General features: G+C 65.8%; 9 protein-coding genes. 8 read left to right on the plus strand and 1 reads right to left on the minus strand.

What is annotated here, in order from left to right:
- Positions 1–73 precede the first annotated feature (73 nt).
- The 6 genes from AD89_RS0102635 to AD89_RS0102665 all read left to right on the plus strand — a co-directional run bounded on the left by AD89_RS0102635 (position 74) and on the right by AD89_RS0102665 (position 6,654).
- The gene (locus tag AD89_RS0102635) at positions 74–1,291 is read left to right on the plus strand and encodes an MFS transporter (protein ID WP_025777057.1); all 1,218 of its coding nucleotides are present in this window, start codon (positions 74–76) and stop codon (positions 1,289–1,291) included.
- 107 nt (positions 1,292–1,398) lie between these two features.
- On the plus strand, positions 1,399–2,133 hold the full coding sequence (locus tag AD89_RS0102640) for a peptidylprolyl isomerase (protein ID WP_025777058.1): 735 nt from the start codon (positions 1,399–1,401) through the stop codon (positions 2,131–2,133).
- 232 nt (positions 2,134–2,365) lie between these two features.
- Positions 2,366–3,799 (plus strand): MFS transporter, encoded by a 1,434-nt coding sequence (locus AD89_RS0102645; RefSeq protein WP_025777059.1) that lies wholly within the window; start codon positions 2,366–2,368, stop codon positions 3,797–3,799.
- Between the two features lie 262 nt (positions 3,800–4,061).
- Positions 4,062–4,847, plus strand: coding sequence for a basic amino acid ABC transporter substrate-binding protein (locus AD89_RS0102655; RefSeq protein ID WP_025777060.1), 786 nt, complete (start codon positions 4,062–4,064; stop codon positions 4,845–4,847).
- Between the two features lie 230 nt (positions 4,848–5,077).
- A complete protein-coding gene (locus AD89_RS0102660) occupies positions 5,078–5,872 on the plus strand; it encodes an amino acid ABC transporter permease (protein ID WP_025777061.1) in 795 nt (264 codons plus the stop codon).
- Positions 5,872–6,654, plus strand: coding sequence for an amino acid ABC transporter ATP-binding protein (locus tag AD89_RS0102665; RefSeq protein WP_025777062.1), 783 nt, complete (start codon positions 5,872–5,874; stop codon positions 6,652–6,654). The genes AD89_RS0102660 and AD89_RS0102665 overlap by 1 nt, the downstream gene beginning before the upstream one ends.
- 159 nt (positions 6,655–6,813) lie before the next feature.
- On the opposite strand, the gene AD89_RS0102670 is transcribed toward AD89_RS0102665, so the two are convergent.
- Positions 6,814–9,636: an aminotransferase class I/II-fold pyridoxal phosphate-dependent enzyme gene (locus tag AD89_RS0102670; protein WP_025777063.1), complete on the minus strand. Its 2,823-nt coding sequence runs from the start codon at positions 9,634–9,636 to the stop codon at positions 6,814–6,816.
- 174 nt (positions 9,637–9,810) lie between these two features.
- On the opposite strand from AD89_RS0102670, the gene AD89_RS0102675 reads away from it, so the two are divergent.
- Together AD89_RS0102675 and AD89_RS0102680 are read left to right on the plus strand one after the other, a co-directional pair.
- Entirely contained in the window at positions 9,811–11,532 is a 1,722-nt protein-coding gene (locus AD89_RS0102675) for a thiamine pyrophosphate-dependent enzyme (protein ID WP_025777064.1), read from the plus strand.
- A gap of 96 nt (positions 11,533–11,628) precedes the next feature.
- Complete coding sequence (locus AD89_RS0102680; protein ID WP_025777065.1) at positions 11,629–13,260, plus strand: amidohydrolase; 1,632 nt, start codon at positions 11,629–11,631, stop codon at positions 13,258–13,260.
- Positions 13,261–13,276 lie beyond the last annotated feature (16 nt).

The raw sequence follows: 13,276 nt of genomic DNA on the forward strand, positions 1-13,276 counted from the left end.
CTACCGGGCAGAGCTGATGGACAATAGGCTGGTGCGGTTGCCTTCCCCATCTCGCCTGCCCTGAAGGAGCCCCATGAGTGATGCCCCGGTCTCCCGCGGAGTCTACAAGTTCGCTGTCTTCGCCCTGGCGATCGGCGCCTTCGCCATCGGAGTGACCGAATTCGCGACCATGGGCCTGCTGCCGATGATCGCCGAGGAGCTGGGCATCACAGTCCCCCAGGCCGGGCATGCGGTGTCGTTCTACGCCATCGGCGTCGTCGTCGGCGCTCCGCTGATCACCACCGTCGCAGCACACATGGACCGCAAGCTGCTGCTCCTGTGCCTGATGGGGCTCTTCGCTCTGGGCAACCTCGCCTCGATGCTCGCCCCGACGGCCGGGCTGTTCAACATCGCACGCTTCGTCTCCGGCCTGCCGCACGGAGCCTACCTGGGCATCGGAGCGGTCGTCGCCGCCTCCCTCGTCCCGGCCAATCGCCGCGGCCGGGCCATGTCACGAGTGATGCTCGGCCTGACGATCGCGAACATCTTCGGCGTGCCCTTCGCCGCGGCCCTGGGCAATATGTTCGGCTGGCGCAGCGCCTACGCTCTCGTCGCCGGCCTGGGACTGCTCACCGTCATCATGGTCGCTGTCGGCGTGCCGCGCGTGAGTGTCGGAGCCGGCGAGGTTCCCTCGGCCCGAGGCGAGATCAAGGCTCTCGGCCGGGTCCAGATCATCCTCACCCTCGTTGCCGGTTCCGTGGGCTTCGGCGGAATGTTCGCCGTCTACACCTACATCACCCCGACCATGACCGACGTCGCCGGCGTCCCTGGCGTCGCGATCCCCTGGGTGCTCGCCGTCTACGGCCTCGGTATGACAGCCGGATCCCTCATCGCCGGACCTCTCGTCGACAAGTCCATCGAGCGTTCGGCCACCGGCGGCATGATCCTCTCGGCCCTCGTGCTCGCCGCCTTCGGCGCCTTCACCCACATCGCGGCCATTGCGATCATCGCGCTCTTCCTCATCGGCATCTCCGGGTCGATGATCACCACGGCCCTGCAGATGCGCCTATTCCGCGAATCCCACGACGCCCCGAGCCTGTCCGCGGCCATGAACCACGCCGCCTTCAACCTCGCCAATGCGCTCGGCGCATGGCTCGGCGGAATCGTCATCACCGCCGGCCTCGGCTACCGAGCACCGGCCTGGGTGGGCGTGGCCCTGTGCCTGTCCGGACTCATCGTCATCTCCATCGCGATCTTCCTGCGCCGAGGCGGCTCCCCCGAACCGAGCACCCGCACCTCCGTCGAGACCTGAGTGCCGGGCCGCGCCGAGACACGGGCTGCGTGTCGAGAAACGCATGCGCGCGCCCGTGTCTCGACGTTGTGCCCGTGTCTCGATGACAGTGCCGATACGATGAACGCATGGATCACTTCGCGCAGAGTCGCTCTCATGCCCTGACCCGTCGTCCGCAGTCAGCCGTTGTGCTGGCACTGGCGGCCTTCGCCGTCCTCGTTCTTCTGCTGCTGAGCGCATGCGGATCGTCTGATTCCGAGGGTGATTCCAGCGGCTCCGCAGCCGAATCCGACTCCTCGGCGGCAGCGGGCACCTGCTCGTACCCCGCGGATTCGCAGGCGGGCGCGAAGGACGTCGACGCACCGGCAGAGGAACCGGAGGCGAAGGGCACTGTCGACGCCACCATCGCAACCAACGTCGGGGACCTCGCAGTGACTCTCGATGCCGACCGCACACCGTGCACCGTCAACAGCTTCCTGTCGCTGGCCGCGCAGAAGTACTTCGACGACACCGACTGCCACCGACTGACCACCGAAGGCATCTTCGTCCTCCAGTGCGGCGACCCCACGGGCACCGGCTCGGGCGGTCCCGGATACTCGTTCCCCGATGAGCTCGACGGTTCCGAGACCTACCCGGCAGGGACTCTGGCCATGGCGAACTCCGGGCCCGATACGAACGGCTCCCAGTTCTTCGTCGTCTACGATGACAGCTCCCTGCCGCCCGACTACACGGTGTTCGGGCAGCTGGACGAGAAGAGCACGACGACCGTCGCCGACATCGCGGCCAAGGGCACGGACTCCGGCGCCGGCGACGGCGCACCCAAGGAGAAAGTGACGATCACCGAGGTCACGGCTCAGAATTGAGCGCCGGGCGGACTCAGCGCCCGGTGGCCCGGCGGTCCGGTCCGAGTTGTCCAGAACACTTCGACCACCTAGTAGTCCCAATTAGTGAGACTCGGAAATCGCGTTTCGTGAGACGGGCGTAGTGTCTATTCGTCGCCGTCGACGCTGTGCCTGACACAGCTCCGACGGCCTTTCCATTGGCACGGACCACCCGCCCGCGCCTGCACTCACGAAACAGCGGAGCACCACCACCATGTCCACCGAAACACAGCCGGAGAATCCCTCCTCGGCACCCGGAGTCGACGACGCAATCGCGGCGACTCGGAAGAACAACACCCGCGGCAAGGTCCTGACCGCCTCGATGGTCGGCACCACGATCGAGTTCTTCGATTTCTACGCCTACGCCACGGCCTCCTCGCTGGTCTTCCCGGCCCTCTTCTTCCCCAACCAGACATCGACGACTCAGCTGCTGAGCTCGTTCGCGATCTTCGGCGTCGCCTTCGTCGCCCGCCCCCTCGGCTCGATCATCTTCGGTCACTTCGGTGACCGCATCGGCCGGAAGAAGACGCTCATCGCCTCCCTGCTCATCATGGGCATCGGCACCTTCCTCATCGGCCTGCTGCCGACCGCCAGCACCCCGGGCTGGGTCGTCCTCGCGCCGCTGTTCCTCGTCCTCCTGCGCTTCTGCCAGGGCGTCGGCCTCGGCGGCGAATGGTCGGGCGCGGCCCTGCTGGCCACCGAGAATGCCCCGAAGGGCAAGCGTGCCATCTGGGGCACGTTCCCTCAGCTCGGCGCCCCCGTCGGCTTCATCATCGCGAACCTGCTCTTCGTCGCCCTCGGCACCTGGACCTCCCCCGAAGCGTTCCTCGCCTGGGGCTGGCGCATCCCGTTCCTGCTCTCGGCGCTGCTCGTGGCCGTCGGCCTCTACGTGCGCATGTCGCTCATGGAGACCCCGGCGTTCCAGCTCGTCGCGCAGAAGCAGCAGATCTCGAAGGCCCCACTCGGACGGGTCTTCGCCACGAGCTGGAAGCCGCTCATCCTCGGTACCTTCATCATGCTCGCGACCTACGTGATCTTCTACTTCATGACCGCGTTCACCCTCACCTACGGCACCTCACCGGCCACCCCTGAACAGGCGCAGTCCCTCGCCGAGGCGGCAGGGAGTTCCTTCGATCCCGCAGGCTTCGTCGCGGGGCTGGGGTACACGAAGAACGAGTTCCTCACCTACCTCATCATCGGAGTGGTGTTCTTCGGAATCTTCACCGTCGTCTCCGGACCTCTGGCCGAGAAGCTGGGTCGGCGGAAGATGCTGCTGGGTGTGACCGTGCTCATCGCGGCCTACGGACTCGTCGTCAATGCCCTGTTCAATGCCGGCACCCCGGGAGTCATCATCGGCCTCATCGTCGGCTTCATCCTCATGGGGCTGACCTTCGGACCGATGGCTGCATACCTGCCGGAGCTCTTCCCCGCCAACGTCCGCTACACCGGATCGGCGATCTCCTACAACATGTCCAGCGTCATCGGGGCCGGTCCCGCACCGTTCGCCATGGTCGCACTGTGGCAGGCCGAAGGAGGGTCGATCGTCTACTGCGGCCTCTACATCATCGCCGCAGCGATCCTCACGATCATTGCCCTGTGGCTGGCCAAGGACACCTCGGAGATCGACATGGAGGACCAGCTCAGCTGAGGCTGCCGAGCTCGACCAATGCCCCGAGGGCCCGACCGACGTTGTCGTCGGTCGGGCCCTTTCGCGTCCGCGGCCGGCGGCTCAGGCCGGTCGCCCGCATACACGGCAACACTACGATTTCGTCACAACCACCTCGGCGATCATCGATGCAACATGAGTGTGACCCAGTTCACGGTAGGATTTCTCGCAGATACTGCTCAGACTGCAACGTCAGAGCGGACCGCGTACGTGACTCACCAGTCACCGATCTCCTGGAGGAACCATGAAACGACGCTCGAGCCTGGCCATTGCGGCCGTCGGCGCCCTGCTCACCTTGTCCGCCTGCGGAGGTGGAGGCGAATCCACCGCCGAGGGCGGGGTGCCCGTCGTCGAAGAAGGCAAGCTGACCACCTGCACCCATCTGTCCTACCAGCCCTTCCAGTTCGAGAAGGACGGCGAGGTCGTCGGCTTCGATGTCGATATCGTCGACGCCGTGGCGAAGAAGCTCGGTGTCGAGCAGGAGATCATCAACACCTCGTTCGAGACGATCACCTCGGGTGCGGAATTCAACCAGAACAAATGCGACGTGGCTGCAGCGGCGACGACGATCACCCCCGAACGCGAAGAAGCCACGGACTTCTCCGAGCCGTACTTCGATGCGAACCAGGCGATCCTGACGAAGGAAGACAAGACCGCTGAGGACGAGGCAGGCCTCAAGGGCTTCAAGGTCGCCGCTCAGGCCGGTACCACCGGCCTCGACTACGCGACGGAGAACTTCAAGGATTCCGAGGTCATCACCTACGAAGATCTGCCGCTCTCGCTCGAAGCGCTCAAGACCGGACAGGTCGATGCCGTCATCAACGACAACGGCGTGCTGTACAACTACAACAACGAGAACGAGGGCTTTGCGATCGGCTTCGACATCCAGACCGATGAGCATTACGGCATCTCGATGAAAAAGGGCAACACCGAGATGAAGAAGGCCGTGGACGACACGATCAAGGAGATCAAGGACAACGGCGAGTACGACAAAATCTACGAGAAGTGGTTCGGCGACGCTCCGAAGTGATTGCCTGCGAATGGGCGGCCTGCTGCGACTTGTCGTTGCAGCGGGCCGCCCGTTCGGCTGAAATCGACCGACCTGCCTGAGTCTCTTCCGTCTCTCACGGCACGTACCTCGGCGGGTATCCCCGCCACCGTCTTCGAAGGACAGCACCCATGTCAGTTCCCTCCGCGTCAGAGGACGGCCGCCCGACCGGCCCCGCCGTCCCCGTCGCCACCACCACTCCGAAAGCGAAGATGAGCAAGCGCCAGAAGGCGAAGCTCTCCCGCGGCATTCAGTACGCCGTCCTCGTCGTCATCGCGATCATCATCGCGCTGGTCGCCGACTGGCCGACACTCATCGACACATTCGGACGGGCCGACATCGCCATCGGCATGTTCCCCGAAGTCATCACGGGCGCGTTGAAGAACACGGTCGTCTTCACCCTCCTCGGCTTCGCCCTCGGTCTGGCGATCGCACTCGTCGTCGCCCTCATGCGCCTGTCCTCGGTCGGTGTCTACCGGTGGCTGGCGACGATCTATATCGAGTTCTTCCGCGGACTGCCGGCCCTCGTCGTCTTCCTCGTCATGGGCTTCGGGCTGCCTGTCGCCTTCCCCGGATTCATCCTCCCGCAGCTCGTCATCATCATGATCGCCCTCGGCCTCGTGTCCTCGGCGTACATGGCCGAGACGATCCGCGCCGGCATCCAAGCGGTGCCGAAGGGACAGATCGAAGCCGCCCGGTCGCTGGGCATGTCATCGTCACGTGCGATGTTCACGATCGTTCTGCCGCAGGCGATGCGCATCATCCTGCCGCCTCTGACCAACGAGCTCATCCTGCTGACAAAGGATTCGTCTCTGGCCTATATCCTCGGCTCCTCGGTCGACGGTCGTGAGCTCGCAGCACTCGGCCGCGCCGAGATCGTCAACACCGCCAATCTCACCCCCTTCATCGTCATCGCACTGTGCTACCTCATCATCACGGTTCCGCTGTCGTACCTGTCGCGGGTGCTGGAGAAGAAGTACGGTTCCGCAGATTCTGGAGTGAAATGATGAATGTCCCCACCGCCTCGGCGCGCGCGACCGCAGCCCCGATCATCGCCATCCGCAGCCTCCAGAAGAGCTTCGGCACGAACCAGGTCCTCACCGACATCAGCCTCGACGTCGACAAGGGCGAGGTCGTCTGCGTCATCGGGCCCTCGGGCTCCGGGAAGTCGACGATGCTGCGCTGCATCAACACACTCGAGACTCCCACCGGCGGCTCGATCGTCGTCGACGGCATGGACATGACCGACCTCGATCTCGACATCGACGCCGCCCGCACCCGCATCGGCATGGTCTTCCAGTCCTTCAACCTCTTCGCCCACCTCACCGTGCGTGAGAACCTCACGATCGCGCAGACGAAGGTCCTGGGGCGATCGAAGGCCGAGGCGAACAAAGTCGCCGAAGCCAACCTGGCGAAGGTCGGGCTCTCCGAGAAGATGGAGGCCAAACCGGGATCGCTGTCCGGCGGGCAGCAGCAGCGGGTCGCGATCGCCCGGGCGCTGAGCATGGACCCCGATGTCATGCTCTTCGACGAACCGACCTCCGCACTCGACCCGGAGACTGTCGGTGACGTCCTCCAGGTCATGCGCGACCTCGCCGAGGCGGGAATGACGATGGTCGTGGTCACTCACGAGATGGAGTTCGCCCGGCAGGTCGCCGACCGCGTGGTCTTCATGGACGGCGGGGTCGTCGTCGAGGAAGGACCTGCCAAGGACGTCATCGGCAACCCGGCCGAGCAGCGGACGAAGGACTTCCTCTCCCGCGTCCTCCACCCCGGCCAGTTGGGATAACCGCGATCTCGCCGACCGCTCACGTTACCGTCGCTGTATCAAGCTATACGGCGCGCGCTCGACGCTGACGTGAGCGGTCGGCGAGATTGCACGAGGCTGACGTATGCTCTCGACGGTAAGCCGAGCGGTCGGCACGGTCGATCGCCTCGCCTTTCTCGCTCAGTTCTCCAGAACCTCTTTGAGGATGACGCGGTAGCCCTGGCGGGAGTCGTAGCCGTGGATCTCTCGGGTGTCGAGCGCCGACATGAAGTCGAGCACCTCGGCGGTGATGACCTGTCCGGGCACGAGCACCGGGAATCCGGGCGGGTACGGAGTGACGAATCCGGCCGAGACCGGCTGCTCTCCGTTCTCGACGCGGCGTCGCAGCTCATGCGGCAGCACGTGCTCGATGTTCTGCCGACGCAGACCCGCATAGTAGGCGGTGCGCAGATCGCCGTCGGGCAGCTGTTTCGACGGGTCGTCGGCCGGCACCTCGGCGGAGTATTCGGGGGCGAAGGCGGAGAAGTCCGGCAGCGGCGGCATCACCGCGGCGGGTTCGGTCAGCGCGTCCTGTGCCTGCAGCTCATGCGGGTCATTGAACTTCCCGGCAAGCTTGACCAGGACCTCGATGAGGTAGGCGACGGCCGAGCGTGAGGTGCCGATGTTCGTCATGAACAGCACCGTGTTCCGGCTCGTCTTGTTCACCTGGATGCCGTAGCGGTCCATGAGATGCTCGTGCTTGAACGTGTCCCCGTCGACGCCCGTCCCCGAGATCTCGACGGTGATGCGACTGGGATCGACGACGAATTCGTCCGTGACCCACGCATTCCACATCGTCGACAGCCCGTCGCGCAGAGGCATGGTCCGGTCCGTGACTCGGTACTCTTCCGGGATGAGGTCGGCGGCGGTGAGCACCCGGAAGGTCTTCTTCAGAAGCGGATGCCGAGCGATCGCCGAGGACAGGCTCATGGCCAGATCGAGCTGCTTCTGCACGAGTGCGAAGCCCTCCAGCTCCACCTGCCTGCGACCGAGGTCGAGGGAGGCGAGGATCTGATAGTTCGGCGACGTCGAGGTGTGCGTCATGTACGCCTCGTGGAAGGCCTCCTCGGCGCCGGAGGAGAACTCCTGATCGTAGACGTGGATCATCGAACCCTGGCGCAGCGCGGTCAGCGTCTTGTGCGTCGACTGCGTCGCGTACACCCGGATCGTCGCGTCCGGCGGCGGCAGCAGGTCCTCGGCCAACCACACCTCGTCGGGTGCCGGAGCCCCGGTCTCCGGATCGAATAGGCGCTTGCGCTGCTCTCGGTACGCGGCGGCGTGGGCATTGGTGTCCAGCGTCTCCTCGAGTCGTTCGGCAGCGACCATGGCGGTGCGTTTGCGGGTGACCGGGTGGAACCGTGCGAAGGCGAACCAGGCCTCGTCCCAGAGGAAGACGAGGTCGGGTTTGATCGCCAGGCATTCCGACATGACCTTGTACGGGTCGTAGACGATCCCGTCGAAGGTGCAGTTGGTCAGGGTGATCATCCGCACCTCATCGAGGCGACCGGCCGCACGGTAGTCGAGCAGGAGCTGCTTGATCCGGTTCAACGGCACCGCACCGTAGAAAGCGACGTCGTTGAGCGGGTACGCCTCGAGGTAGGCGGTGCGCGCACCGGTGAGCATGAGCGCATGGTGGTGGGACTTATGGCAGTTGCGGTCGACCATGACGACCTCGTCGGGTGAGACGACGGCCTGGTGGACGATCTTGTTCGCCGTCGACGTCCCGTTCGTGACGAAGTAGGTGCGTTTGGCACCGTAGGCCCGGGCGGCCAGCAGCTGCGCCTTCTTCAGGGTCTTCACCGGCGCCAACAGAGAGTCCAACTCGCCCGAGGTGGCACTGGACTCGGCCAACAGCAGGTTGAGGCCGTAGAAGTCGACGAAGTCCCCGATCCATTTCGATCCGACGACCGAACCGCCGCGAGAGACAGGCAGTGCGTGGAAGACGCCGGCCGGGCGCCGCGCATGCTCCCGGATCGCATCGAAGAAGGGGGTGTCGTAGAGATGCTGAGCGCGGCGCAGCAGGGACAGATGGAGTTCGAACTGGTCCTCGCGGCGGAAGACGCGACGGAACCGATGCGTCAGGGCCCCGGCGAGGCTTTCGATGTGCGCACCTGCCATGAGGTAGAGATCGAGTTCGGGACGCAGGTTCGCGAGAGTATCGGCCAGCCGCAGCACCCGTCGCACCGAGTTCAGCGGGCTCATCGGACCGGTGGGGGACGCCTTCGTCGTCTCGTGGGCAAACGCCACGGCATCGCGCAGGTCACGACTGAGGACCTCACGGGTGTGGTCGGTGAAGCCGGGGCGGATGACGCAGGCGAGCAGGTTCGGGTTCGTCAGTGCCGCTGCGACGGCGTCGTCGGCGGTCGGGACGATGACGTAGTCGTAGATGAACTGGTCGGTGGGGTTGCGGAGCCTGAGCAGATCGGAATGGAGTTCGTCGCGACCGCCTTCGGTGGTTTCGTCGACGATGAGGACCTCGAAGCGAGGACGGGAATCCTGCCGATCCTTGAGTTCGGCGCGCTCGTCCTCGGTCAGGTCGTCCTCGCCGACATCGGGCACCGTGGTTCCGCGCAGCCGGTTGACCGCCCGCGTGATCATGTCGTGGGCCCGGTCGAACTCCCCACCCGAGAGCAGGTCGGTGATCTCTTCGACATAGCGCTGCCCGAAGCCGCCCCAGTAGAGTTCGATCGTCCGCAGTGAACGCAGGGACCGCCAGACTTCCCCGTCCTCGGCGATCATCGAGAAGTCCCCTCCGCTGGCGGCCAGCCGCTTGATCGCGAACTTGAGGTACTCCCAGGCATCCGAGCGCAGTCGCCAGGTGCTCGCAGGCATCCCCGGGTCGCGTTCGAGATTGGCCTTGCGCGGCTTCGACTGGAATCCTGCTCGCCTGCGCCCACCAGGACCACCGTCGCCGGTGGTGGAGATCGCCGAAGCCGATGGATGGTCGGAGTCGATGCCGGTCATGCGTGAGCCTCCTGGCTGTCAGTCGTCGTTCGTCGCCGGAACGGCGACGCGTCCCTGCTCACGGGCTCAGGCGGAGAGCCGCACTGATTCCGTTGTTGCACGATCATACGACCTTGCGGGTCCGAATGGGTCCGACGGTGACCGAATGAGACAAAAGAATGATAAGCATGGGGTATGGACACCTCCGCGTCTCTTACTGCAGGTCATCTCATCGTCGAGGAACTCGAAGCACACGGAGTCTCGCGTACCTATCTGGTTCCCGGCGAGTCGTATCTCGATGTCATCGACGGTCTCCGCGATTCGTCGATCACCCCGATCGTCTGCCGCCAGGAGGGCGGGGCCGCATATATGGCCGTCGCCGAGGGGCGGATGACCGGAGTGCCCGGAATCGCCATGGTCACGCGTGGTCCCGGTGCGGCGAACGTCAAAGTCGGCGTCCACACCGCATTCCAGGATGCGACCCCGCTCGTCGTCTTCGTCGGCCTCATCCCCACCGACCATCGCGGCCGCGAATCCTTCCAGGAATTCGACCTGGACGGCTGGTTCTCCTCGACCGCGAAGAAGGTGCTCACCCTCGACGATCCCGATAAGGCCGCCGAGGTGGTCGTCGACGCCATGCACACCGCCGTGACCGGGCGGCCCGGTCCCGTCATCGTCGGCCTGCCCGAAGAGGTTCTCGTCCGCCCGACGTCGGGGACGGTGCTGCCCCCACGTGTGCACGGTTCGGCCTCACCGTACGCCGGGGACGTCACGGAGCTGCGCGCCCGCATCACCGCCGCCGACCGTCCCGTGCTCATCATCGGCGGGGAGGACTGGTCCCCGTCGACCTCGCGGCGCATCGCCCAATGGTCACGCGACCGCGGCCTCGGCGTGCTCGGCACCTTCCGCGCCTATGACGGCATCGACCACGACAGCCCGAATTTCCTCGGCATCCTGGGCTATGGTGCGGCCCCCGTGGCGAAGCGAGTCCTCGCCGAGGCGGACCTGCACATCTTCTTGGGCTGTGTCCGCACCGATGTGGCCACCGACGGGTTCACCAACGGCGTCGACCAGCGCACCGTCGTCATCGGACCCGACGCCGATGCGCACGGCCATTTCGGTCGTCTCGACCAGCACATCGTCACCTCGGTCGGCCGGTTCGCCCAATCCCTGTTCACCGAGGAGGGAACTCGCACCTATTCGGTGTCCTCCGACGGGTCGATCGACGAACCGCCGCTCGGCGATGCCCTGTCCGAGGCCGCCGGGGATGCCGTGCCGCTGCCGGACTGGGTCGCCGAGGCCCGGGCCGAACTCGAGGCGTGGCGGACACCGCAGGTGGCAGACTCGGGGTCGGCCGCCTCGGCGGGATTCGTCGACATGGACGAAGCATTCGTCCATGTGCACGACCTGCTGCCGGACGACGCGATCATCACCTACGGGGCGGGGAACTTCTCCGGCTGGGCGACCAGGTTCCTGCCCACGCACGGGTTCCCCTCGGCGTTGGGCCCGCGCAACGGATCGATGGGGTTCGGGTTGCCGGCCGCCGTCGCCGCCGCGCTCGTCCACCCGGAGCGGGCCGTGTTCTGCATCGCCGGCGACGGGGATTTCCTCATGAACGGGCAGGAGATGGCCACGGCCGTCCAGTACGGCGCGAATATCACAGTGGTGCTGAACGACAATTCGGTCTACGGCACGATCCGCGGTCATCAGGACCGCGAATATCCGGGCCGGGCCACGGCCACGGCGCTTAAGAATCCGGATTTCGCAGCCATGGCCACGGCGTTCGGCGGGCTCGGCATCCGCGTCGAGCGGACCGAGGACTTCCGCGACGCCTTCGAACAGGCGCTGGCACACAAGGGGCTCTCGCTCGTCCACTGCATCACGGATCCGACCGTTCGCGGGGCGCGCCTGCCGTGAACTGCAGGTGTGAACAGGCTGGTGTGAACGGGCCGGGGCGAGCGGCGGGTGTGAACGGTGGAGCGGACGACGTGCGAATCTGACTAAGGTGGCGGTATGAGAATCGACGCGATCTTCACCGACCTCGACGCCTACACGCTTGATCCGACGCGCCCGCGGGCGCAGAAGATCGGGGTGTGGGGCAACCGGATCATCGGCTTCGATGAGGAGCTCGACGGCATTGAGGCCGATCGGGTCGAGTCCCTGGACGGGGCGACGGTGCTGCCGGGCTTCAACGACGTCCACTGCCACACCACCTGGTTCGGTCTCACCCTCGCCTCGGTAGATGTCACGGCGCTGCCCGGCGGTCTGCCCGATGTGTACGCCGCGCTCGAGAAGGCCGCGGCGACGACTCCGTCCGGGGAATGGATCGAAGCCACGGGATACGCCCACCGTGACTACGACGGGCAGTATCCGGACCTGGCTCGCCTCGACGAGATCACCGGGGACCGGCCCCTGTTCATGCGTCAGACGTCCGGTCATGCCGCGATCGCCAACACCGAGGCGATGCGTCGGGCCGGCATTCTGGACCCTGGTTTCGAGGAGCCGGTCGGCGGGAAAGTCGTCCGTGACGCGGCCGGGCATCCGACGGGGCTGATCGAAGAGACCGCGCAGACGCTGGTGCAGGATCTCATCCGCCCGTATTCGCTCGACACCGTCGTCGACGCCCTCGATCTGGCGACGGCCTACTATGCGAAGGAAGGCATCACGTCGTTCGGCGAATGCGGAATCGCCTACGGTTGGATCGGCCACTCCCCCATCGAGATCAGCGGCTACCTGCGGGCTCGGGAAGAGGGCAAGCTGCGGGCGCGGGCTCAGCTCATGCCGCAGGCCGACGGGCTGCACCCGATCGCGGCGAACTCCGCCGACGGGTTCGGCATCGGTCTGGATGCGGGACTGCGCACCGGCCTCGGCGATGATCTCATCTCGATCGGGCCCGTGAAGTTCTTCATGGACGGTGCCTTGTCCGGCGAGACCGCGGCGCTGCGGGAGAACTATGCGGGCAAGGACCATCCAGGCTATCTGCAGGACGACGCGGAGGTGCTGCGTCAGCAGATCCTCGACACCTATGCCTCCGGGTGGTCGCTGGCCGTGCACGCCATCGGTGATGCCGCCGTGGATGCCGCGGTCGCCAACATCGTCGAGGCGCAGCAGCGCTATGGCCGCCGGGCGGTGCCCAACCGGATCGAGCATGCCGCATTGGTCCATGACGAGCACCTGGCGACGCTGGCCGAGCACGGTATCGTCGTCACCCCGCAGGCGGCGTTCGCCGACGGCATCGGGGATGGGATGAACGCCTCGCTCGGACCGGACCGGCGGCACCTGATCTACCGGGCGAAATCGTTCGTCGATGCGGGTGTGCCGATGGCCGGCAGTTCGGATCGGCCGTGCGCCGACGGGAATGTGCTGCGCGGAATCGAAGCCTATGTCACCCGGAAGACCCGCGACGGGGATGTCATGGGCTCGGCTGCCGAAGCCTTGAGCGTCGATGAGGCGATCGCCGCCTACACGGTCGAGGCGGCGAAGGCCTCTGGTCAGGGCGCCGACAAGGGGACACTGAGCCGAGGCAAGCTCGCCGACTTCGTCGCTCTGGACACCCACCCGCGGGACGTGGCCCCCGACGAGATCTCACAGATCCCGGTCCGCGCGACAATCCTCGGCGGCAACTACACCCACCAATCCCCCTAATTACTACCTGACGGCG

The sequence above is a fragment of the Brevibacterium sp. VCM10 genome, assembly GCF_000583215.1.
Classification (GTDB): Bacteria; Actinomycetota; Actinomycetes; order Actinomycetales; family Brevibacteriaceae; genus Brevibacterium; species Brevibacterium linens.